We start from the raw sequence: 24,018 nt of genomic DNA on the forward strand, positions 1-24,018 counted from the left end.
GCAGCCGCACTAACCTTCGCTGCCGCCCGTATCCTTTTTACTCTTCTTCAGTACCGCGCTGGTACTCACCTGCTGCCTTAACAAAGCCAGAGAACAGTGGGTGACCATCGCGTGGTGTTGAAGTGAATTCTGGGTGGAACTGCGCAGCTACAAACCATGGGTGTGCTGGGTTCTCGATCACTTCAACCAGTTTCTTGTCTGCTGACAGACCAGAAACTTTAAGACCTGCTTTTTCAATCTGAGGACGAAGTACGTTGTTCACTTCATAGCGGTGACGGTGACGCTCGTGGATCTTCGCGTTGCCGTATAGTTCGAAAGCTTTTGTGCCTTTCTCAAGGTGACACAGCTGAGAACCTAGACGCATTGTACCGCCAAGGTCTGAGGTTTCAGTACGTTCTTCAACTTTACCTTCACCATCAACCCACTCTGTGATCAAGCCTACCACAGGGTATTTCGTCTCTTTGTTAAATTCTGTTGAATGTGCGCCTTCCATGCCCGCTACGTTACGAGCGTATTCGATAAGCGCCACTTGCATCCCTAGACAGATACCTAGGTAAGGTACTTTGTTCTCACGTGCGTATTGAGCTGCGCGGATCTTACCTTCTACACCACGATCGCCAAAGCCACCTGGTACAAGGATAGCGTCTAGACCTGCTAGTGCTTCTTCACCTTTGCTCTCAACATCTTGTGAGTCAACGTACTTGATCTTCACGTTCAGACGGTTCTTAAGACCAGCGTGCTTAAGCGCTTCGTTCACCGACTTGTACGCATCTGGAAGCTCAATGTACTTACCAACCATACCGATAACAACTTCACCCGTTGGGTTCGCTTCTTCGTAGATAACCTGTTCCCATTCAGATAGGTCAGCTTCTGGAGCGTTGATGCCAAAGCGAGTACAAACAAGATCGTCAAGACCTTGCGATTTGATAAGCTGAGGGATCTTGTAGATAGAGTCTACATCCTTCATTGAGATAACCGCTTTCTCTGATACGTTACAGAACAGAGCGATCTTCTTACGCTCGTTTGCAGGGATCATGCGATCGCTACGGCAAACAAGAATATCTGGTTGGATACCGATAGATAGAAGCTCTTTTACAGAGTGCTGCGTTGGCTTAGTTTTCACTTCGCCCGCTGCTGCTAGGTAAGGAACGAGAGTAAGGTGCATGAACATTGCACGCTCACGACCAAGCTCAACCGCTAGCTGACGGATTGCTTCCATAAATGGTAGAGATTCGATATCACCAACGGTGCCACCAACTTCAACGATCGCAACGTCATGGCCTTCAGAACCAGCGATTACACGATCTTTAATAGCGTTTGTGATGTGTGGGATAACCTGAATAGTCGCACCTAGGTAGTCACCACGACGCTCTTTACGTAGAACGTCAGCGTAAACACGACCAGCAGTAAAGTTGTTGCGTTTTGTCATCTTGGTACGGATGAAACGCTCGTAGTGACCAAGGTCAAGGTCAGTTTCAGCGCCATCTTCCGTGACGAACACTTCACCGTGCTGAGTTGGGCTCATTGTGCCTGGATCAACGTTGATGTAAGGGTCAAGCTTCATCATGGTCACTTTAAGACCACGTGCTTCTAAAATTGCTGCAAGAGATGCTGCTGCAATACCTTTACCTAGAGAGGATACTACCCCGCCAGTAACAAAAATATAATTTGTCGTCATGTTTAACCTGAAGTTGGTTGAATGAGGGAAAATGGATTTCTTCTGGACGGGATGCAAATATACCAGAAGCCCTTTACCGCCACAACGTGAAACTTATCACATTCAAAATTTTTATTTTTTGCTTCAAATCAATAGTAGAAACTTACACCAGCGAGAAGTGGTTCACAAATCCGAGCTGTTTTCTTGTTTTTTTACATCATTCCAAAACGCATCTAGCTCGTTAAGGCTAAAGTCTGTCAATAACTTACCTTCGCCCGCAACACGAGCTTCTACACCCTTAAATCGGCGTGCAAATTTGTCATTAGCTTTTCGCAGCGCCACTTCAGGATCTTTCTTCAAATGACGAGAAAGGTTCACTGCGGCAAACAGCAAATCGCCCACTTCTTCTTCCAGTTTGTCTTCGTTTACATCGACTTGTATCGCTTCTTCAACGACCTCTTCGATCTCTTCTTGAACCTTCTCAACCACAGGCCCAAGCGCGTCCCAATCGAAGCCAAATTTTGCGCAACGTTTCTGTATTTTGTTGGCTTTAGAAAGTGCAGGAAGCGACTGTGGTATTGAGTCTAGAATACTTTGCGCGGTTTTGCCTAGTTGCGCTTTTTCCTTCTGTTTCTCTGCTTCCCAGTTGGCGTTGATCGCCGCTTCATCTTCAAACTCAACGTCAGAAAAAACGTGCGGATGGCGGCGGGTAAGCTTCTCGTTAAGCCCTTCTACCACCTCATTAAAATCAAACAGCCCCTGCTCTTTCGCCATCTGACTGTAGAAGATGACTTGGAACAGCAAGTCACCCAGCTCTTCTTTTAGGTTCGGCCAGTCTTTGTTGTGGATGGCATCCACCACCTCAAAGGTCTCTTCGATGGTGTGAGGAACAATGGTTTCGAAGGTTTGTTTTCTGTCCCATGGGCAGCCTTTTTCTTCGTCGCGGAGCTGAGCCATGATTGTGAGGAGTTGGTCTATAGGTTGGGTCATGTTGGGTTCCTGGTTACGACAAGGGCGAGTGTGGTAGCACTCGCCCTTGGTTATTGTTTTTTGGTTTGTAAAGGGTTGGGAGCGCGCGGTTTTTTACCCCCTCTAGCTCCCCCTATTTAGGGGGAGAACAGAAGGCTAGCTCCTAGCGTCGCATCGCCTGTCATTCGCATGCTCCTCCCTATTTAGGGGAGGCTGGGAGGGGTAAAAGCGCCAAGCTCAAAATAATACGCCCAACTACCCCAACCGCTTCACATTCATCACATCTTTAATCTGCTCAATACGCTTGGTCACGCGCGACAATACCTCAATATTGTTCACTTCCAGATCAAAATCCATGATAGATAGCTGACGCTTGTAATCACTGCGACTCTTCATGCTAGTCACCTTAATCTTTTCGTTGGTCAGCAAGGTGGTGATGTCTTTCAGTAGACCGCCACGCTCCATCGCCTCAACACGAATCGTTAAGATGTATGAACCAACAAATCCGCTGCCCCATACCGTATCGATAATACGCTCTGGTGCGTGATGACTAAGCTCTTCAAGCTGCTCACAGTCCGCGCGGTGCACTGAGATACCGCGTCCTTGGGTGATATAGCCTTTTATCTGATCGCCTGGAATTGGCTGACAGCAACGCGCTAAGTGAGTCATTAGGTTATCGACACCTTCCACCACCACTGCATCTTTATGCGGGCGGCTTTGTGCGGGAGCTTTATTCTCAGACTCTTGCAATCTTTCTAGCGCTTGCTGATCTTCTTCTTCCGCCGTTGGCTTGTTCACCAAAGCGTTGATGTGGTTGATGATCTGATTGATACGCAGATCGCCACTGCCGATACCGACATACAGCTCGTCCGCCGAGTTTACGTTAAAGCGCTTCAAGGCATATTGCTCAGCATCTTTGAGTGTCGCGCCGATCTTAGCCAGCTCTCCTTCAAGGATCTCACGACCCGCTTCTAAGTTCTTTTCGCGGCTTTGCTTTCTAAACCAGGCATTGATCTTGGCGCGAGCTCGGCCAGAGTGCACAAAGCCAAGTGATGGGTTCAACCAGTCACGAGATGGGTTTGGCTCTTTCGCCGTGATGATCTCAACCTGATCACCCATTGCGAGCTTATGAGTAAACGGAACAATACGTCCGGCTACTTTCGCACCAATGCAGCGGTGTCCCACTTCAGAGTGAATGTGGTAAGCGAAATCAAGCGGAGTCGCGCCCATTGGTAGGTCGACCACATCACCACGCGGTGTAAAGGCATAGACGCGATCATCAAACACCTGACTGCGAAGCTCATCAAGCATCTCGCCAGAGTCTGACATCTCTTCTTGCCAGTCGAGTAGTTTACGCAGCCAAGTGATCTTCTCATCGTAGCCGCTGCGACCGCCGCTGCCGCCTTCCTTGTACTTCCAGTGCGCGGCAACACCCAACTCGGAGTCTTCGTGCATCTGCTTGGTACGGATCTGGATTTCAATGGTTTTGCCTTCAGGCCCCAAGATCACGGTATGAATCGATTGGTAACCATTCGGTTTAGGGTTAGCGACGTAATCGTCAAACTCGCTAGGTAAGTGCTTGTATTTGGTGTGTACTACACCTAGAGCGGCGTAACAGTCTTGCAAACGCTCAGCGATGATTCGCACCGCGCGCACGTCAAACAGCTCGTCAAAATCCAGACTCTTCTTCTGCATTTTGCGCCAGATGCTGTAGATATGCTTTGGACGACCACTGACTTCTGCAAGGATGCTCGAGGCTTGCATCTCACTGGTTAAATCGTCAACAAAGTCTTTGATGTATTGCTCACGGACGATACGACGCTCAGAAAGCTGCTTGGCAATTTGTTTGTAGGTGTCTGGCTGCTGGTAGCGGAAGGCGTAATCTTCGATTTCCCATTTGAGCTGACCGATACCAAGACGATTGGCGAGTGGTGCGTAGATGTTGGCACACTCTTTCGCTGCCGCGCGGCGAACCTCATCAGGCTCATCCTTCACTTCACGTAAGTTACAAATACGTTCAGCGAGCTTAATAACCACGCAACGGAAGTCGTCCACCATGGCAAGCAGCATACGACGGACATTATCGACCTGACCCGAGGCTTCAGAGCCTTCAAGGGTAACGTTGAGCTGACCGATAGCGGCCATTTCTTCTACGCCATCGATCAGTTTGATGATTTCTTTGCCGTAGTTTTCTTCTAGCAGTTCACGATCATAAAGACCACTAGAGACCACGGGATACAATTGCGCCGCCACCAGCGTCGCTTTATCCATAGACAGGGTAATGAGGATTTCATTCATCTCTCTCCCGCGCCACAACAGCAATGCCCCTTGCTCACTATCGGCAACGATTTCCTCGCACTGACGATACACGTCTTTCAGCCGTTTTGAGGTGTTCTTATCTTGCTTAAGTGATGCAATCCAATTATCCAAATTGAATTGCTCTTCTGGGTTCAAATGCGCGCTTCTTACCGCAACCATTTCTTTTTCTTCCTAGTTTATTGGTTCACTAACCTATCCCAGTTAGCGTTATTACTATGACATCTGCGCTATTTTTCAAACAACGCCATCGACTCAAGGTGACTGGTATGAGGGAACATATCCATCATACCTAATCGAGTCAATGTATAGCCTTGTTCAAGTAGGCTTTGACTGTCTCTCGCAAGGGTAGCAGGATTGCAAGAAACATAAAGGACACGTGTCGCACCTAATGCGGAAACTTGGTCGATCACGCCGCTTGCGCCAGCCCTCGCAGGGTCCAACAAAATTTTGTCAAACTGCTGCGATGCCCATGGCATGCTCGATAAGTCCTGCTCAAGATTAGCTTGATAGAATTCGACATTCGAAATGCCATTTAGTTTCGCGTTGTCCGCGGCCCAGTCGACCATATCTTGAACCCCTTCAACACCAACCACGTGGGCACTGCGACTGGCTAGCGGCAGGGTAAAGTTACCCAACCCACAGAACAAATCCAACACGCGATCCGTTTCTACTGGCGCGAGCCACTCTAGCGCTTGCGTCACCATACGCTCATTGATCGCTTGATTAACCTGAATAAAGTGGGAAGGCAAAAACGGTAGCTTGACGCCGACCTCGGCGTAATAAGGCTGCTCTCCGACCACTCGATCTAATTGGTTGGTCTCTGGCATCAAATAAAGCGTGATACCCATTTGCTCAGCAAACTCGATTAAGCGAGTTTGGTCTTTCTCGCTCAGTGCTTTGGTGTGACGAATAACCGCGATAGGTCCTGCCTCGCCAAGCACAAGTTCAAGGTGCCCTAAAATACTTGGCTGTTTAAAGCCATCAAAAATCTTACGTAGCTCAGGAATCAATGCATTGAGCTTGTTATCGAGCACAGGGCAATGGTCAACATCGACGATCTGATTACTCTGCTTGCGTCGAAAGCCCATCATCAGGCCACGCTGCTTATCGACATGAATACTCAATCTCGCGCGGCGACGGTAGCCAAGCCCCTCTCCTGTAATCGACGGTGATAGCGCTAGAGTCTGCCCTGCAAACTTAGTCATCAACTGCGATAGCACACGCTCTTTGTGGGTGATTTGTTCTTCACGCTCTAAGTGCTGCTGATTGCAACCGCCGCATTCGTAATAATGAGGGCAAAACGGTTCGACGCGCTGCTCTGATGGCGTTAAGACTTTGATGAGATTGGCCTTGGCAAACTTGGCTTTACTCTCCGTCAACTGCACCAACACCTTTTCGTTCGCTAGAGCTCCCTCAACAAATACTGGCTTCTTGTTGATATAGCCGATACCTGCGCCGTGGTGATCCATGCGTTCAATCTGCACCTCTTGGTGCTTTTTGGAAAAAGAGGTTTTCTTTGTTGGTTTAAAAAAACGTGCCATGACCAGTTCCAAGGCAAAGCGTTAGTGCTCTGCGCCTTTAAAATATTGTTAGAGTTTCACTATTCTGAGTCTGAATGATTGTCGAACAGCGCTGCTTTGATTAAGCTTACGTCATCTTGAGGATGCAATACTGGGTATTGTCCCATATCCCCCCATCAGATAATACTCTGTTGGCAAATAATGACTTCGAATTAAAATGACAAGATACGGCCTTCGCGCTCGCGTAATCACATTGACCTTGGCACCGACCTTAATCATCGGTCTTCTTCTGAGTGCCTTTTTCTCGTATAACCGTTATCACGACCTTGAATCACAGGTACTGAATGCGGGGGCGAGCATCATAGAGCCACTCGCTATCGCCAGTGAGCAAGGACTTGTTAATCAGAGCCGCGAATCCGTCCGACGCCTTATAAGTTACGCCCACCGCAAAAACTCAAAATTTGTCCGCAGTATAGCGGTGTTCGACGCCTCTCATGAACTGTTTGTCACCTCAAACTTTCATCCCAATTTTGATACGCTGACGTTTCCCAAAGATAGACCTATACCGTTTCTTAGCTCATCAGAGTTTCATGATAATACTCTGATACTGCGTGCGCCTATTTTGGCAGAGAGCCAATTGGTATCGGACACCCGAGAATTGACCTCTACCAGCCAGATGCTTGGCTATATCGCGATTGAACTCGACCTCTCTTCGCTACGCCTGCAGCAATACCAAGAAGTTTTCTCCGCCATCCTGGTCATGGTTTTAGGGCTTATCTTGTCTGGCATCTTCGCCTATCGACTCATGTACGATGTGACGCGCCCTATCTCACACATGAAGAATATGGTCGACCGTATCCGTCGTGGTCACCTCGACGTGCGAATTGAGGGCAAGATGCATGGTGAGCTCGACTCACTGAAAAACGGTATCAACGCCATGGCGGTGTCGCTGTCTGAGTATCATGTCGAGATGCAACACAGTATCGACCAGGCCACTTCCGATCTACGAGAAACACTTGAACAGCTTGAGATCCAAAACGTCGAGCTGGATATCGCGAAAAAACGCGCACAAGAAGCTGCCCGAGTGAAATCTGAATTCTTGGCGAACATGTCACACGAGCTACGAACACCGCTTAATGGTGTGATTGGCTTTACGCGTCAGATGCTGAAGACTCAGCTCACCAATAGCCAGACAGACTATCTACAAACCATTGAAAAATCAGCGAACAACCTGCTGAACATCATCAATGACATCCTTGACTTCTCGAAGCTAGAAGCCGGTAAGCTGGCTCTGGAGAATATTCCGTTCGAGTTCCAAGATAGCCTCGATGAAGTCGTCGCACTGCAGGCCACCAGCGCTCATGAAAAGGGCTTAGAGCTAACCTTAAAAAATCGATTCTAAGATCCCAAGCGGTTTGGTGGGAGACCCACTGCGTATCCAGCAGATCCTGACTAACCTTGTGGGTAACTCAATCAAGTTTACCGAGCGCGGCAATATTGATATTTCCGTAGAACTCAAGAGCACCAAAGAAGACAGAGTGGAACTGCAATTTATGGTGCGAGATACCGGTATCGGTATCTCAGAGCGTCAACAAGCGCAGTTATTCCAAGCATTTAGTCAAGCAGATGCCAGTATCTCAAGACGCTACGGCGGTACGGGTCTGGGTTTGGTTATCACTCAGAAACTGGTGGGACAAATGGGGGGTGACATCAGTCTAACCAGTCGCCTACACCAAGGCTCGACCTTCTGGTTTACGGTGAAACTCAGCTCAACCGATATTCCTATGCTGGACCCTATTGACCCAGCGGTGATCAATAACAAGCGCCTACTCTTGGTTGAGCCAAACATGCAAGCCGCCTCGGTGTTGCAACAAACACTGACCAATGAAGGTGTCATGGTGACCTATCGCTCAACCTTACCTGAGCGTATTGAGTCGTTTGACTACATCATTGTCTGCTTGCCTACCAATGAAGAAGTTCCACTGACATTGATTGAAGATTGGATCGCTCGCTGTAAACAATCGACGTCGAACATCATCATTGGTACCGCGAGTACTCAGCTAGCACTTTCTGACTACTTGATGCAAACCCATGACGTGCAGTGTCTCACCAAGCCATTGTCACGTAAGAAACTGCTGCAATCGCTGGTTGAGAAGCAGCCGGCACTTATCGCCCCTGTGGTTGAGGTAGCCTCTACTGAGAAACGCACACTGAATGTGATGGCGGTAGACGACAACCCTGCGAACCTTAAGCTGATTACGGCGCTTCTCTCTGAACGCGTCGAAACGGTCGTCTCTTGTACCAGCGGTCAAGCGGCTGTCGAGAAGGCGCAAGAGCAGCATTTCGATATGGTATTTATGGATATTCAAATGCCGCAAATGGATGGTGTGACGGCGTGTAAACTGGTGAAAGAGACTCAGCAAAATGGCGCGACACCTGTGGTTGCTGTGACTGCCCATGCGATGACAGGCGAGCGTGATAGATTGCTGTCTGAGGGGATGGATGATTACCTCACCAAGCCAATTGACGAGACCATGCTACTGCAAGTGATCAACAAATGGGTACCAGTGCGTCCATCGGAGCCAGAATCATGTCTCGATTTTGTCGCACCGAGCGACGTAGCACAGCAGTCAGAAACACCTCAACCTATTGTCATCGAAGCTCCGACCTCACAAGTGATCGATTGGAATGCTGCCCTCAAGCAAGCCGCAAACAAAGAAGATCTGGCTATCGATATGCTCCAAATGCTGGTCGACTTTATTCCTGAAGTCGCCGAGTTAAGTGAGAATATCCTTGATAATGGTTTTGATGATGTCGAGCAGGTGATTCATTTGATCCACAAACTGCACGGCAGTTGCTCGTATTGTGGAGTACCAAGGCTGAAGTCTATCTGCGCAACGATTGAAAAAGCACTGCGTGCCGGAGACTCTTTGGAAGACATTGAGCCTGAGCTGTTTGAACTGCAGGATGAAATGGATAAGGTTCTGGAAAGCTCAAAGCTGTATCTAAAAGGGGATAACAGCGAAGACAAGGGCTAGCTTTCAAAGATGACTGTCGCGACGGCATAGTGTCGCTCGTCAGAGATAGAGAGGTGGTTAGACACCACTCCCATAGAAGCCGCAATTTGTGCGGCTTTTTTATTGAGCGTCAGTAAAGGTTTGCCGTGCTCGTCGTTTGTGACTTCAAAATCATGAAACGTGACACCATGAGCAATACCCGTACCCAAAGCTTTAGAGGCAGCTTCCTTAACAGCAAAGCGCTTCGCTAAAAAGCGCCCCTGCTGCTTCAGGCTCTGGAACTGCGTAAACTCACTGTCGGTCAAGATACGCTTAGCAAACGCCTCGCCTGTTCGCGATAGCGCCTTCTCTACACGCTCTATTTCCGCAATGTCTGTCCCAAGTCCTAATATTGCCACTAAATCTCGCCTCTATTCGTTGTTTACCGTGCGCGGATTAACCGCGGCGCGCCGCTTCCATGACTGCTTTCATGTCAGCAACCGCTTTATGCAGGCCATCAAACACAGCACGACCAATAATAGAGTGACCAATGTTCAGCTCGTAGATCTCTGGCAAGGCTGCGATAGGACCAACGTTGTGGTAAGTCAGACCGTGACCTGCGTTAACCGTGATACCGATGTCAGCGGCGTAGCTTGCACCTGCCGCAATCTTCTTCAGTTCGTCTTGCTGATCTTCTTCCGTTTCTGCATCCGCGTAGTGACCAGTGTGAAGCTCAATGAATGGCGCACCAGCCGCTTTTGAAGCATCGATCTGCTCGCGATCAGCATCAATAAACAGAGACACTTTAATGCCTGCTGCCGTTAGCTTCTCTGTCGCTGCCTTGATCTTTTCAAACTGACCTTTAACGTCTAGACCACCTTCCGTCGTCAGCTCTTCACGCTTTTCTGGTACCAAGCATACGAATTCAGGCTTAGTTTTTAGCGCGATGTCGATCATCTCATCGGTGACGGCCATTTCTAGGTTCATACGCGTTTGTAGCGTTTCACGCAGGATACGCACGTCACGGTCTAGGATGTGACGACGGTCTTCACGAAGGTGAATCGTGATGCCATCTGCACCTGCACGCTCAGCAATCTCTGCTGCGTGCACTGGGTCTGGATACTTAGTACCGCGAGCATTACGTAGGGTCGCGATATGGTCAATATTGATACCTAAAAGGATAGAACTCATCGATGATTACTCCATGATCAGGACTGCTTCATTCGAAACAGCTCCCTGCTTTTTAATGGTTTTCCGCCAAGATACGGCTTTAATGCTATACGTGTAAAGCGTTTTGCCGCTTGTAACTGTGTTTTACTCAGGAAACGTCGCTCACTGATGGCGATGAGCTCTTCACCTAAAAAGGTGAGATTGTCTCTACGCACACTCGCGATGAATCCCTTCTGCTCCCGATAACGATAAGTCATTGTCGGATCTATAGGTTCGCCGGTACCAGCACAGTGCAAGAAGTCTACACCGTATCCCATTGCAGAAAGGAGAGCGAGTTCAAAACGCCGCAACGCAGGTTCAGGATTGGTATTGTGGGCAAGCTCTGTTAAAGCTTGAAGATAGTCGTGAAATAATTCAGGAAACGGTATCTCACTTGCCAATACGCGAGCAATCAGCTCATTCACGTACATGGCAGAATAGAGGTTCACACCGGTTAACGGCAGACCAAGACTGATGGCCTCCGCTTGTCTCAATGTTTTCATTGAGCCATTGCCGGACCACTTCAACAATAATGGGGTAAAAGGCTGTAGAGCGCCTTTGAGATTTGAGCGCTTACTTCGAGCGCCTTTGGATAGCAGCGTGACACGACCATATTCCTCACTGAATACATCGAGTATTAAGCTCGATTCACTGTAAGGTCTTCGATGCAAAACAAAGCAGCGTTGCAATCCATCCATAGGTCATATTCTGTCTAAAGGGAATCAGAGCAGCGAATGCTACTCTGATCTAGGGTATTATTTGTTTTCAATATCGTCGATGTAGCCAAGGGAGCGCAGTGCACGCTCATCATCAGCCCAACCTGATTTCACTTTCACCCAGGTCTCTAGATACACTTTACGGTCGAACAGCTCTTCCATATCAAGACGAGCTTCACGGCCGATGGTTTTGATCTTCTCACCACCTTTACCAATCACCATCTTCTTCTGGCCACTGCGCTCTACAAGGATCAGCGCATTGATGTGGAAGCCATCCGTATCTGGGTTGTAATCGAAGCGCTCAATCTCAACCGTTACCGAGTAAGGTAGCTCGTCACCGGTGAATCGCATTAGCTTTTCACGCAGGATTTCAGACGCCATAAAACGCTGAGAGCGGTCAGTCACATACTCTTCTGGGAAGTGGTGAATCGCTTCAGGCAGGTGATTACGAACGTGCTGGCGAATCACGTCGATGTTCTTGCCGTGCTTGGCCGAAATTGGCACTACATCAACAAATTCCATCTTCTTGGTCATCTCTTGCATGTGCAGCATCACGTCATTGCGATCTTTCACATTGTCTACCTTGTTGATACACAAGATAACAGGGAAGTTCGACTTACGCAGCTTGTTCAGCACCATCTCATCGTCGTCCGTCCACTGCGTACCATCCACAAGGAATAGCACCAAGTTCACATCACTTAGAGAACTGTTTGCTGCGCGGTTCATTAGGCGGTTGATCGCACGCTTCTCTTCGATATGTAGACCCGGAGTGTCGACATAGATCGCTTGATAGTCACCTTCAGTGTCCACACCCATGATACGGTGGCGCGTGGTTTGAGGCTTGCGTGAGGTGATCGAGATCTTCTGTCCTAAAATGCGGTTAAGCAGCGTCGATTTACCGACGTTAGGGCGACCTACGATAGCCACAAAGCCACAGTGCTGCTCACCGGTGCTTTCTTGGGTTGCTGCACTTGTCGAGTCGCTCGTTGAAGCGAAATACGCATCGAGATCGAACTCTTGATCAGAATTTGGTTTATCAGACATTGGTCAGTTTCTCTAGAGCCAGTTCCGCAGCCGCTTGTTCTGCCTTGCGGCGGCTGGTGCCTTTGCCGATAACAGGCTTATCCACACCTGCCACTTCACAGGAAACGGTAAACTCTTGGTTATGCGCTTCCCCTTTAATATTAGTCACTGTGTAGACAGGGAGTGGTTTTCTTCGACCTTGTAGAAACTCTTGCAGGCGAGTTTTTGGATCTTTTTGTGACACACCCGGCTTGATCGCATCAAGACGCGATTGATACCAGCTCAGCACGATGCCGCGAACCGTCTCGACATCGCTATCAAGATAAATCGCGCCAATGATCGCTTCAACCGCATCAGCCAAGATTGAGTCACGACGGAATCCGCCACTCTTCAGCTCGCCTGGACCTAATTTTAAGTAATCTCCCAAGACGAATTCACGCCCTAGCTCAGCCAGAGTGTTTCCTCTAACCAAGGTGGCACGCATTCGACTCATGTCCCCTTCGTTTACCTTAGGAAAACGATGGTAAAGATCGTCAGCAATGACAAAACTTAAAATTGAATCGCCCAGAAATTCTAGTCGTTCGTTATGGTTGCCGTGGGCGCTGCGGTGAGTCAGCGCCAGCATCAGCAGCTCGCTATCATTGAACTGATAGCCGAGCTTTTTTTCTAAAAGTTTAATAGGAGAATTCATGCTCTCTCGTTCAGTCTATTCCACCGATGCGATTAAATCTGACACCGGTTGGGATCCATGTAGGCAGAATGCTGTCTGCACCACGTTCAAATTCGAAGCTAATCCAAATGCCAACCGCTTTACCCACTAGGTTGCCTTCTGGCACAAAGCCCCAGTAACGACTGTCGGCACTGTTGTCACGGTTATCACCCATCACAAAGTACTGACCCTCTGGCACAACCCATTCGTTCACGCCATTGCGTGGCTGATATTGATCAACACGGTCGCGACGCAGTGGATTCACCAATACCTGGTGACCTACTTCACCCAACTTCTCATCCATTTGGATAAGCGGGATACCATTTTGGATAAACGGACTGTCTTGGACATTAGACAGCTTAACCGGCTTACAGCTTGACTCGCCAGGACGCTGAATACAGATGTCCTTACGAGCGCTGTAACGAACCGTATCACCCGGCAGACCAACGACACGCTTAATGTAGTCGATGTTTGGCTGCGGCGGGTACTTAAATACAACAACATCGCCTCTCTCAGGTTTGCCAGTTTCAACTAGCTGAGTGCGCCATACTGGATCTTTTAGTCCGTAGGCATACTTCTCAACCAAGATGAAATCACCAACCAGTAGCGTTGGCATCATTGAGCCTGATGGGATTTGGAATGGTTCGTAAATGAACGAACGCAACACCAAAACAAAGGCAATCACAGGGAAGATTGAAACACTATTCTCAACAAACCAAGATGGTGCGACCGCTTTGTTTGCGGTCTCATCATCAATTTGATTTGCTTGCGCTTGGATATCTGCCAGCTTCTGCTGACGCTGCTTTCTCAATACGAGCTTATCCAAAACCCAAACGACACCAGTCACTAACGTCACGATGACGAGGATCAATGAGAAGGTATTAGCCATTCAATTCCCTTAATTTTCGTATCTTTAAAAATAACGAAAGTGAAAGCACTCACTGAGCACTTTCACTTCTGCTGTATTATGTCGCCACGTGAGGCAAAAGAATTAGTCTTTGCCTACGTGTAGAATCGCAAGGAACGCTTCTTGAGGCAGCTCGACGTTACCGATCTGCTTCATACGCTTCTTACCTTCTTTCTGTTTCTTCAACAGTTTCTTCTTACGGCTCACGTCACCACCGTAACATTTCGCGATTACGTTTTTACGTAACTGTTTCACAGTCGAGCGCGCAATGATGTGGTTACCGATCGCAGCCTGAATCGCGATATCGAACATCTGGCGAGGGATGAACTCTTTCATCTTCTCAACCAACTGACGACCACGGCTCTGAGACTGGTCTTTGTGAGTAATGATCGCCAATGCGTCAACCGTATCGCCGTTAAGCAGTACGTCCACACGAACCATGTTCGACGCTTCAAAGCGTTGGAAGTTGTAGTCCAGTGATGCGTAACCACGAGAGGTCGACTTCAGACGGTCGAAGAAGTCGAGTACCACCTCTGCCATCGGGATATCGTAAGTCACAGCCACTTGGTTGCCGTGATAAACCATGTCTACCTGAGTACCACGCTTCTCAACACAAAGCGTAATCACATTACCTAAGTAATCTGATGGTACTAGGATATTACAACGTGCGATTGGCTCACGGATCTCTTCGATGTCGTTGGTTGCCGGCAGTTTCGCTGGACTATCAACATAGTGAAGTGAACCATCAGTTTTCTCTACTTCGTAGACTACCGTCGGCGCTGTCGTAATCAGGTCTAGATCGTATTCACGCTCTAGACGCTCTTGGATGATCTCCATGTGAAGCATGCCCAAGAAGCCACAACGGAAACCGAAACCAAGTGCAGCTGAACTCTCTGGCTCATAGAACAGTGACGCATCGTTTAGGCTCAGTTTGCCTAGTGCATCACGGAAGTTTTCGTAATCATCAGACGATACTGGGAATAGACCCGCGTATACCTGTGGTTTAACTTTTTGGAAGCCCGGTAGTGCCACTTCACAGCCATTCTTAGCCGTGGTCAGTGTATCACCCACTGGCGCGCCAAGGATGTCTTTGATACCACATACAACCCAGCCTACTTCGCCAGTATTTAGCTCAGTCGTATCAACTTGTTTTGGTGTGAAGATACCAAGACGGTCTACACCCCAAACCTGACCGGTGCTCATTACTTTGATCTTGTCGTTCTTCTTCAGCACGCCATTTTTGATACGTACTAGAGAAACAACACCAAGGTAGTTATCGAACCAAGAGTCGATGATTAGCGCTTGCAGTGGATCGTCTGGGTTGCCTTCTGGCGCAGGGATCGCTTTTACGATCTCTTCAAGAACATCGTCTACACCTAGACCGGTCTTCGCTGAACAGCGAACCGCTTCCATTGCGTCGATACCGACGATCTCTTCGATCTCTTCAGCTACGCGCTCTGGCTCTGCTGCAGGAAGGTCGATCTTGTTAAGAACTGGAACCACTTCAAGTTCCATTTCAATCGCGGTGTAGCAGTTCGCCAGTGTCTGAGCTTCAACGCCCTGACCCGCATCAACCACCAGTAGCGCACCTTCACAAGCCGCCAATGAACGTGATACTTCGTATGAGAAGTCAACGTGTCCTGGAGTATCGATAAAGTTTAGCTGATAGGTTTCCCCATCTTTCGCCGTGTAATCCAGAGTAACACTCTGAGCTTTAATAGTGATACCGCGCTCGCGCTCTAGATCCATAGAATCAAGAACCTGTGCCGCCATTTCACGGTCGCTTAAGCCGCCGCAAACTTGGATCAAACGGTCCGACAGCGTCGATTTACCGTGGTCAATGTGGGCGATAATAGAAAAGTTACGAATGTGCTTCATAGATTTGGTGTAGCTAAACTCTTAAACAATTAGGGAATGAAATAGCGGAAAAAACACGCATTTCAATTAAGTTGGCAGATTCTACCCAATTTCGTTGCGGTTCGCACCTTATTTAGGCAATGGACTGCCCGAGCACCCGCACCAATTCAACCTGTTGATGCGATGCCGCTTCCATCGGTGACACCCATTTTTTCGCGAGTTTGAAGCCAAGGTAGGCAGAAATTGCTGAAAAACCAATCACCACCAGCTCACTGCCGCCAAGCAAGGGCGCCAACCACAACTGGCCAGCCATCGCTCCCAAAAACAGAAACAGTAGCGGCAATAAATAGATCAATGCTGCTGATTGCAGCAGACTTTTCTCTGGAAACGCGATTTCGACAACATCGCCTGGGTTGACGGTTTTGGAGGTCAGTAGGTGCCAGTTCAGCTGTTTGTTACCGACCGCTTTGGTGACAATGCCGGTTCCACAACTATTTTTTGATTGGCAAGAGCTGCAACTGGTTTGTTGGTCGCAGCTCAATTCGACTTGGTAACGATGACCACGGCTTTTCACCGAGGTCACCGTTGCAAGAGCGGTCATCATGGGGTTACGCCTTCATCTGCTTGCTGTACTTTATTCAGTTTAACAGATTGTGCGATACGCTGCGCAGTGGCTGGAGGAATGTCGCCAACAACAGAGATCTGTTTATCGCCGGTCACTATGCTGTGTACGGTGCGGCGCCCTTGGCGAATCAGTTGCCCTTTCATAGAGTTACTGTCACGCTCAGACACATAGACCGAGAAGCTAAATAACCCATCGGTGTACATTTGGCTTTCCACTACATCCTCTGAAGCTATCATTCGGTAGCGATTCAAGTCTTTCGGATTGAAACCACTTGGCACCCAACCCACCTGCCAGAACGTATTCTCGATGTTGCCTTTTGGAAGAGACAACACAGCTGGAAGCTGAACCTCATCTAATGAGCTCAGCATAGTCGCAATGTGATCGTTGATGCTGTATGAGATCACGCGATACTGCTCTAAGATCTCGCCATCACGATCCAATAGGTCAGCGCGCAGTGGCAGTTTGCTCTTTTCGTCCACCCACAATACGTAGGAATAACGCAGGCCATCTTTTGGTACTACTCTGAACACCTGCGCCGCAGCGCCAGCCTCTCGAGCACGTCCAACTCTAACGTAGTCGTAGTATTGACTCAGCTTTTTGATGTCACTGTTTAGTAGTGGCATCAATGGTGCCACCATCTTACCCGATTCAATCGTAAATGGATCAACACCAGGTTCGATGTAGCTGACTTCGTTGCCGCGTCGGATAACTTCTCGGACAGGACCGCTCAAATAGACTAAGTGGGCGAGCTGCTGCTCTTCATGGGTCGCATGACGATAGAGCAGAGGTTCGATACTGCTCTTTTTGATAAGGATATAAGACAGCTCGTAGTTCAATTGCTGACTGGCTTCATTCATCTGATGCAACAAAGCCTCTACAGAAGATTCCTCTTCTGCAAAGGCCGAGTTAGCAAACAAACTGAACAGCAATAACGAACTGGTCAGAAGTTTTTTCATTCAATTACCGATTCTGTATCCGTATTCAGCGAAGCGTGGTCTTCGCTGTTTAAGCGTAATTGCAACTCGTAGTCTTGCAGCAACGCATTGATGCGACGACGCTGCTCTTGCACGTTAGCGCTTTCGTTTGAACTCGTCTTAGCGACTGAGTCACGAGTCAAGCTCACTGGCTCTGCACTACCGGCAAATGGAATCGTTTGTAAAACAGGAAGTTGCTCAATCTCTGGCTGCGTTGCATCTTGGCCAGAGAACTGTTGAACACCCAGAATCACAGCCATGGATACGCACGCCGCAATACCCACTTGACCAAACTGCGTGAGCCACGCTGGCAACTGACGCTTCGCCTGTGAAGGCGTTGGTTGTGATTCAATCGGAGTAACCGTTTCGGTGTTCACGCTTTGATGCGCAGGCTCATCTTCAAGAGCTAGCGCCACGCTTTCAGCGATGTTCCAATCCAGACTCTGCGGCTCATCACCTCGCATCACATCACCAATCAGATGATAGTTTTGCCAGGCTTCTTTGCTCTCCTGATCGTTCTCTAACGCTTCAATTAACGCGTCATCGATCAAGTCTCCATCCATGAATGCTGAAAGCTTCTGTTTGTCAGCCATTATATTCACCATAGTTGTAACTAGTTTTAGCGTTGAAGAAGAGGCTTAATCTTCTTCTCTACCGCTTCACGAGCACGGAAGATGCGCGAACGCACCGTTCCTACTGGGCAATCCATTACTTCTGCGATTTCTTCGTAGCTCAAACCATCAAGCTCACGCAAGGTCATCGCAGTCTTTAAGTCTTCTGGTAACGCTTCAATTGCAGCGAAAACTGTTCGCTTCAATTCGTTCGACAACGTTAAGTTCTCAGGGTTCGAAATTTCTTTCAAAGCGTTACCGGTTTCAAAAAATTCGGCATCTTCTGCATCCACATCGCTGGCAGGCGGTCTTCGACTCTGTGCCACTATGTGGTTTTTTGCGGTGTTCACTGCTATGCGATACAACCAAGTATAGAAGGCACTCTCGCCTCTAAACGTCGGGATCGCTCGATACGCTTTAATAAATGCTTCTTGGGCTATGTCCGCCACATCGCCCGAATTGCTCACGTATCTTGATATGAGATTGCAAACCTTGTTTTGATAGCGCAAAACCAATAGGTTAAATGCTTGTTTATCTCCACTTTGAACGCGCTCAATCAACACCTGATCGGTCGGCTGCTCGTTCATGCGAGCGTTCACTCCTATTCGTTATTACTCTTACCTTCTCAGATATGAGTATTAATTATGCATAATGTAGTCTTGACACCACCGCTAACATGAGCACTATTGTGACTCTATGCAATTTGGAAAGTTCCAAAATTTCTGCATTTTTTTGTTATTTATCATTCACAATGTGATTTGGCGTCAACTACAATGGGGTCAATTCTCTAGAATGGATTACTTAACGCCGCAACACAACGAGTTTTTCAATGTGTTACTCAAGGTGGTAATCCTCATAGCAAGTGCCCTTCGCCAGCTGCATTAGGCAGCTTCCTATCGTGCACTTTTAGCTGAGTAGAGTTTGCTATCTCTACTATAGGTCAGGATTTTAATAGAATTATGAACACAAACCGAGAACATCTTTGTGATGTTTTAGTCATAGGAAGTGGCGCTGCTGGTCTTTCTCTTGCGCTTCGAGTTGCTGAGCGCGCGAAGGTTATTGTTTTAAGTAAAGGCCCGCTAAGTGAAGGGGCAACCTACTACGCCCAAGGCGGTATTGCGGCTGTTTTTGATGAAGCAGACAGCATTGAATCTCATGTCAATGACACCAATATTGCTGGTGCTGGGCTGTGCGAACAAGATACCGTGCAGTTTATTGCCGAGAACGCGAAAGAGTGTGTGCAATGGCTCATCGACGGTGGCGTTCCATTTGATCAAGTTGAAACGGCCAAAGACGAAGCCCCTCGTTACCACTTAACTCGTGAAGGCGGTCATAGCCATCGCCGAATTCTGCACGCCGCCGATGCGACAGGCATGGCGATGCAAACAACACTTCAAGACAACGTATTAAGCCATCCAAACATTGAGATCTTTGAACGCTATAATGCACTCGATCTTATTACCGAAGATAAAGTCGGCGGACGCAAAGACAAGGTTGTCGGTGCTTATATCTGGAACCGAAACCAAGAACACGTTGAAACCGTGCGCGCTAAATTCGTGGTCCTCGCGACAGGCGGTGCCTCTAAGGTCTACCAATACACCTCAAACCCTGATGTATCATCGGGTGATGGTATCGCGATGGCATGGCGTTCAGGCTGCCGCGTTGCGAACCTAGAGTTCAATCAATTCCATCCAACGTGCCTTTTCCACCCAGACGCGCGTAACTTCTTGCTTACGGAAGCACTGCGTGGTGAAGGGGCTTACCTAAAACGCCCAGATGGCACTCGTTTCATGCCTGATTTTGATGAGCGTGAAGAGCTTGCGCCGCGTGATGTGGTCGCTCGCGCTATTGACTTTGAAATGAAGCGACTTGGTGCAGATTGCATGTATCTAGACATCAGCCACAAGTCAGAAGAGTTCATTATTAAACACTTCCCGACCATTCACATGCGCTTGCAAGATCTGGGTATTGACATGACCAAGGAGCCGATCCCTATCGTTCCTGCCGCTCACTATACCTGTGGTGGCGTCATGGTAGATAAAACCGGTCAAACCGATCTCGACCAGTTATACGCGATTGGTGAAGTGAGCTACACGGGTCTTCACGGCGCCAACCGTATGGCATCTAACTCACTGCTCGAGTGTGTGGTTTATGCCTGGGCAGCGGCGAAAGATATCCTGACCAAATTTGACGATGCGAGCGTGGTTGATGCTATTCCAGACTGGGATGAAAGCCAAGTCAGCTGCTCTGATGAAGAGGTTATCATTCAGCATAACTGGCACGAGTTGCGCCTATTTATGTGGGATTACATGGGGATTGTTCGCACCGACAAACGCTTAGAAAGAGCGCTGCGCCGTATTCAAATGCTTCAGCAAGAGACGCATGAGTATTACAGCAATTTTAGGGTATCCAACAACCTACTCGAGCTTCGTAACCTTCTTCAGGTTGCAGAGCTGATGGTTCGTTGTGCGATGCAGCGTAAAGAAAGTCGTGGTCTTCACTACACGCTAGATTACCCAGATATGCTAGAGAACAGCGGGCCAACTATTCTGACACCTAATGAGTAACGAGCACTCAACGAATCGTTGATTCGACTCGCCTACCTTTAAAAGCAGCCGCTACATTGGCTGCTTTTTTATGCTCACGATTAAGTGACGATAACTGGTTTCACAAGCTGATGAGCGCCAGATAAGACGCCAACCATATCGATTATCTTTTATCGCAATCACCCAGGGCGATAACGCGAGACTAAACTGTACGTTTCTCAGCGCCTCACTGTTTAGATACCAAACCTCGTCTTTAAGCAGCAGCCGTCCAACAACACAGGGCCTGAGCATTGAAGAGGTCATAACAAAAGTAAAAACAACTGGCACAATGACCAAAGGAATAGGCGAGAAGACGATTAGGCTACAGAGGAATAGCCTGATACTGATATCAATATAGAAGGGGAAAGCAGAAGAATGAAGGAGCAGGTCAAGGTAATGAGTCGATGCCTGCCCCCCAGACAACAGAATTAACGCACTTTGCTTAGGTTATGTGCCACGATTTTGTCGACCATTGACGCATGGCCAAGATTCTCGCTACGTCCATGCCCCATGACCCAGGTAAACAGGTCAGGATCATCGCATTCTAGCAGGGATACGAAGTCTCGTTGCTCTTGATCGTTGAGAGTATCAAAGCACTCCTCAAAGAAAGGCATAATTACCACGTCGAGCTCCAACATACCTCTACGACACGCCCACTTGATGCGCGCTTTTTCTTCACTAGAGTACATTCTAATCTCCATCTACTACTCAATATGAGCCGAGTGTAACAAGCAAGTGCATGCCCCACCACACTCTGTATCACACAAACTCAACTTTGCTCACAAGATTTCGTGCAACACACTCAATCTTATTTGCTTCCCTCGTCCTCACCCCATTTATCCTGCGCAGTTTAAGCTGACAAATGCCACGGTGAGGATTAACATAGCCACTATGTTTAACAATGAGATCACAATCTATGGAATGGCAACCAAGCATTCAAGCACTATCTTTAACGCCAGAGACAACGCTACCTTCATTAATGTTTACGCCGCTAACGTCATGGGGCGCCATTGAGTTATCGGGAGACGACGCCAAGTCTTATCTTCAAGGTCAAGTAACGTGTGATGTGGTCTCGCTTGAGCCTCAGCAGTCAACATTGGGTGCTCATTGTGATGCCAAAGGCAAAGTGTGGAGTATTTTCCGCCTATTTCATACCGAGCAAGGCTACGCAATGTTTCAGCCTCAGAGCGCGATTGTTCAAGAACTCGCAGAACTGAAAAAGTATGCGGTATTTTCTAAGGTCGAGTTTACCCAAAGTGATAAAGCCTGCTTTGGCGTGCTGGGCGAACAGGCGAGCGCTTGGATCGAGCAGCACTTCCCTGTGAGCGGCGACGTAAGACAACACAATGGCAGTACTGCGGTAAAAGTATCCGAAGAGAGATGGTTTGTTCTGGCTGATGCTGAGCTTGTCTCTGCGCTACAAAGCCAGGATTCACTCACTTGGGTTCAAGAAGCGTTATGGACCAAGTTCGATATCGAGCAGGGCCTACCTACACTGACAGATGCTATGCAAAGCCAACACATTCCTCAGGCGTTTAACCTGCAAGCACTGGATGGTATAAGTTTCAGCAAGGGCTGTTATACAGGTCAAGAAACCGTAGCAAGAGCAAAGTACCGTGGGATCAACAAGCGCATGCTGGCAACGGTAAAAGGCACATTACCAGCGCCGGTCGCAGATGGTGACGAGATCGTTATTGAGCGTTCGGTTGGCGAAAACTGGCGTAAAGCGGGCGATGTCCTAGCTACATTCCAATACGATGACAACACCCTGCTTGCCTCTATTATCGTCAACAACAACCTTGAGCAAGATGTTGAGTTCCGTCTATCGTCTCAGCCAGAAAGTCGCCTATCGCTGACACTTCCTCCTTATCCGCTGGATGAAGAATAAGAGATGATCAACACCCCGATTACTGAGTATCTGACACGAAATGGCATTGCGTTTCGTGTCCTTATGCAATCTAGAGAGGCCGTATCCATTGAAGATGCGGCGTTATTACGTGGTATCAAGCCCAATATGATGGTGAAAACCATGGTACTCAGAGACATGGGCAATCAATATGCCCTCGCGTGTTGCCCGGGTGATCGCCAAATTGACCCAAAGAAAGTACGAGCACAGCTCCAGTCCCGGCGCATGACGTGTGTCGATAGCAAAGAAATTGAGTCGCTAACCGGCTATCAAATAGGGACAGTCACTCCCCTACTTATCAAGACCCCAATGCCAGTCCTCTTTGATCATTCGCTCCAAACCACACCCACAGTGACAATTAGCAGCGGTAAGCGCATTGCGGGCATTGAGCTCGCCCTTAGCGATCTGGTTCAGAACTGCTCTCCAATATGGGGTGACATCATTCGTTAGCGCCCAATTAAACGGGATCTTATGTAATATTTTGTTCACTCTGCGCAAGGAACTGTGAGAACCGTCGAGTTTTATCACTTACCTTAATGAAAAGTTATACATTTATTCAGCATAAATAGTCACAGAGTGAAAATTACGATATGGTGGTTTTGTGTTCAGTTCATCGTCACGACGAACTGAATATCACACTAGAGTGAATCTCTGCCTAGTGCAGTAACTCCACTTTTGTGTAATGCATCTGTGACATTTGGCCCGCTGTGCGGGCTTTTTTTTACCTGCTAGTATCGACTTTATCGCCCTCACTCAATCTGTAAAAGTTTATGTCTGGTGACAACTTTTTCTGATTTCTCCGGTCTATTAATCCGTAAGCAATAGCAAAGGTGCGCTTTTCTCCCTCACTGACTACTGGAGAATAATGTTGATTCTCGTTTGCTAGTGACTAGCCTATCTGAAACAGGATACCGAAATAAATGGAAGCCCCCTCAACGCGCTTTTGTGCTAGGTATCACGCGGAATAGGCTGGCAAGTGGAAGAATTGCAAAACGTACCACAAAACCAAAAAGTGACCCCGATAGAGGACAAATTAAGCCCTCTCAATCACACAATTTAGCTAGGGTTTTATCTATAATTCTCGAGCTAGGACAATGCTAGGTAACACGATAAGGAAGGCTAAATGAGACTGTTTAAGCGCTATACGCCAGGTATGATTGCTAAACATATAAGTCGATTGTTTAAAGGAAAGATCTACATCTATGGACTCGGTGGCTTTGAGTTCGATAACGGCAAATTGATCATCCCTGAGCGTGCAGAGAAACGCCACTTTCAAGCCGTAAAAGAAGTAAATCAAGAAGTGATGAAACTGAGGTGCGCCTACGCATAGCTGAAAGTTTAGTCATAATCTCGCTGCGCTCTCATCAACATCAAGGCAGCATCGCGTTAGACCTAAGCTCGCAAACCTAAGCTCGCAAACATAGGCTCGCAAGCA

The 24,018-nt window shown here is 48.1% G+C and carries 22 protein-coding genes; 6 read left to right on the top strand and 16 right to left on the bottom strand.

The features are described 5' to 3' along the window. Positions 1-37: 37 nt before the first annotated feature. From pyrG to rlmD, 4 genes are all read right to left on the bottom strand, one after another. The gene (gene pyrG, locus AC6I8Y_RS14420) at positions 38-1,678 is read right to left on the bottom strand and encodes a CTP synthase (RefSeq protein ID WP_128648964.1); all 1,641 of its coding nucleotides are present in this window, start codon (positions 1,676-1,678) and stop codon (positions 38-40) included. Between the two features lie 162 nt (positions 1,679-1,840). Beyond that, positions 1,841-2,647 carry a nucleoside triphosphate pyrophosphohydrolase gene (gene mazG / locus AC6I8Y_RS14425; RefSeq protein ID WP_252012578.1) on the bottom strand — a complete coding sequence of 269 codons (807 nt, stop codon included), beginning with the start codon at positions 2,645-2,647 and terminating at the stop codon, positions 1,841-1,843. A gap of 234 nt (positions 2,648-2,881) precedes the next feature. Then, positions 2,882-5,104 (bottom strand): GTP diphosphokinase, encoded by a 2,223-nt coding sequence (gene relA / locus AC6I8Y_RS14430; protein WP_498020414.1) that lies wholly within the window; start codon positions 5,102-5,104, stop codon positions 2,882-2,884. Between the two features lie 68 nt (positions 5,105-5,172). Then, positions 5,173-6,486, bottom strand: coding sequence for a 23S rRNA (uracil(1939)-C(5))-methyltransferase RlmD (rlmD, locus tag AC6I8Y_RS14435; protein WP_498020415.1), 1,314 nt, complete (start codon positions 6,484-6,486; stop codon positions 5,173-5,175). Between the two features lie 196 nt (positions 6,487-6,682). On the opposite strand from rlmD, the gene AC6I8Y_RS14440 reads away from it, so the two are divergent. Then, positions 6,683-7,867 carry a histidine kinase dimerization/phospho-acceptor domain-containing protein gene (locus AC6I8Y_RS14440; protein ID WP_498020416.1) on the top strand — a complete coding sequence of 395 codons (1,185 nt, stop codon included), beginning with the start codon at positions 6,683-6,685 and terminating at the stop codon, positions 7,865-7,867. Between the two features lie 58 nt (positions 7,868-7,925). After that, positions 7,926-9,503: a response regulator gene (locus tag AC6I8Y_RS14445; RefSeq protein ID WP_498021521.1), complete on the top strand. Its 1,578-nt coding sequence runs from the start codon at positions 7,926-7,928 to the stop codon at positions 9,501-9,503. Here the strand turns inward: AC6I8Y_RS14445 and acpS are convergent. From acpS to rpoE, 11 genes are all read right to left on the bottom strand, one after another. Next, positions 9,500-9,880 (bottom strand): holo-ACP synthase, encoded by a 381-nt coding sequence (gene acpS, locus AC6I8Y_RS14450; protein ID WP_394150893.1) that lies wholly within the window; start codon positions 9,878-9,880, stop codon positions 9,500-9,502. The genes AC6I8Y_RS14445 and acpS overlap by 4 nt on opposite strands. A gap of 37 nt (positions 9,881-9,917) precedes the next feature. Further along, positions 9,918-10,652: a pyridoxine 5'-phosphate synthase gene (gene pdxJ, locus AC6I8Y_RS14455; RefSeq protein WP_042473306.1), complete on the bottom strand. Its 735-nt coding sequence runs from the start codon at positions 10,650-10,652 to the stop codon at positions 9,918-9,920. Positions 10,653-10,669: 17 nt separating this feature from the next. After that, the gene (gene recO / locus AC6I8Y_RS14460) at positions 10,670-11,368 is read right to left on the bottom strand and encodes a DNA repair protein RecO (RefSeq protein WP_042496265.1); all 699 of its coding nucleotides are present in this window, start codon (positions 11,366-11,368) and stop codon (positions 10,670-10,672) included. 57 nt (positions 11,369-11,425) lie between these two features. Continuing rightward, on the bottom strand, positions 11,426-12,430 hold the full coding sequence (era, locus tag AC6I8Y_RS14465; protein WP_498020417.1) for a GTPase Era: 1,005 nt from the start codon (positions 12,428-12,430) through the stop codon (positions 11,426-11,428). Continuing rightward, positions 12,423-13,100 carry a ribonuclease III gene (gene rnc / locus AC6I8Y_RS14470; protein ID WP_042473301.1) on the bottom strand — a complete coding sequence of 226 codons (678 nt, stop codon included), beginning with the start codon at positions 13,098-13,100 and terminating at the stop codon, positions 12,423-12,425. Before rnc ends, era begins: the two co-directional genes overlap by 8 nt. A gap of 10 nt (positions 13,101-13,110) precedes the next feature. Beyond that, the gene (lepB, locus tag AC6I8Y_RS14475; protein ID WP_112460554.1) at positions 13,111-14,007 is read right to left on the bottom strand and encodes a signal peptidase I; all 897 of its coding nucleotides are present in this window, start codon (positions 14,005-14,007) and stop codon (positions 13,111-13,113) included. Positions 14,008-14,109: 102 nt separating this feature from the next. Next, positions 14,110-15,903, bottom strand: a complete 1,794-nt coding sequence (gene lepA / locus AC6I8Y_RS14480; RefSeq protein ID WP_338165381.1) for a translation elongation factor 4 — start codon at positions 15,901-15,903, stop codon at positions 14,110-14,112. Positions 15,904-16,015: 112 nt separating this feature from the next. After that, the gene (locus AC6I8Y_RS14485; protein ID WP_498020418.1) at positions 16,016-16,486 is read right to left on the bottom strand and encodes a SoxR reducing system RseC family protein; all 471 of its coding nucleotides are present in this window, start codon (positions 16,484-16,486) and stop codon (positions 16,016-16,018) included. Beyond that, positions 16,483-17,463, bottom strand: coding sequence for a sigma-E factor regulatory protein RseB (gene rseB, locus AC6I8Y_RS14490; protein ID WP_234495132.1), 981 nt, complete (start codon positions 17,461-17,463; stop codon positions 16,483-16,485). The genes AC6I8Y_RS14485 and rseB overlap by 4 nt, the downstream gene beginning before the upstream one ends. Next, positions 17,460-18,086, bottom strand: coding sequence for an RseA family anti-sigma factor (locus AC6I8Y_RS14495; protein WP_128649335.1), 627 nt, complete (start codon positions 18,084-18,086; stop codon positions 17,460-17,462). The genes rseB and AC6I8Y_RS14495 overlap by 4 nt, the downstream gene beginning before the upstream one ends. 14 nt (positions 18,087-18,100) lie before the next feature. Continuing rightward, the gene (gene rpoE, locus AC6I8Y_RS14500; protein ID WP_103882021.1) at positions 18,101-18,679 is read right to left on the bottom strand and encodes an RNA polymerase sigma factor RpoE; all 579 of its coding nucleotides are present in this window, start codon (positions 18,677-18,679) and stop codon (positions 18,101-18,103) included. A gap of 372 nt (positions 18,680-19,051) precedes the next feature. On the opposite strand from rpoE, the gene nadB reads away from it, so the two are divergent. Continuing rightward, positions 19,052-20,659: an L-aspartate oxidase gene (gene nadB / locus AC6I8Y_RS14505; protein WP_498020419.1), complete on the top strand. Its 1,608-nt coding sequence runs from the start codon at positions 19,052-19,054 to the stop codon at positions 20,657-20,659. Positions 20,660-21,105: 446 nt separating this feature from the next. On the opposite strand, the gene AC6I8Y_RS14510 is transcribed toward nadB, so the two are convergent. Continuing rightward, the gene (locus tag AC6I8Y_RS14510; RefSeq protein ID WP_042473291.1) at positions 21,106-21,366 is read right to left on the bottom strand and encodes an FAD assembly factor SdhE; all 261 of its coding nucleotides are present in this window, start codon (positions 21,364-21,366) and stop codon (positions 21,106-21,108) included. A gap of 227 nt (positions 21,367-21,593) precedes the next feature. Between AC6I8Y_RS14510 and ygfZ the strand changes: the two genes are divergently transcribed. From ygfZ to AC6I8Y_RS14525, 3 genes are all read left to right on the top strand, one after another. Further along, the gene (gene ygfZ / locus AC6I8Y_RS14515) at positions 21,594-22,565 is read left to right on the top strand and encodes a tRNA-modifying protein YgfZ (protein WP_498021522.1); all 972 of its coding nucleotides are present in this window, start codon (positions 21,594-21,596) and stop codon (positions 22,563-22,565) included. Positions 22,566-22,568: 3 nt separating this feature from the next. Further along, entirely contained in the window at positions 22,569-23,033 is a 465-nt protein-coding gene (locus AC6I8Y_RS14520; protein ID WP_498020420.1) for an aminoacyl-tRNA deacylase, read from the top strand. 673 nt (positions 23,034-23,706) lie between these two features. Next, on the top strand, positions 23,707-23,913 hold the full coding sequence (locus AC6I8Y_RS14525) for a DUF1107 domain-containing protein (RefSeq protein ID WP_042473288.1): 207 nt from the start codon (positions 23,707-23,709) through the stop codon (positions 23,911-23,913). The last annotated feature ends 105 nt before the right edge of the window (positions 23,914-24,018 follow it).

The sequence above is a fragment of the Vibrio sp. KUL78 genome, assembly GCF_059725505.1.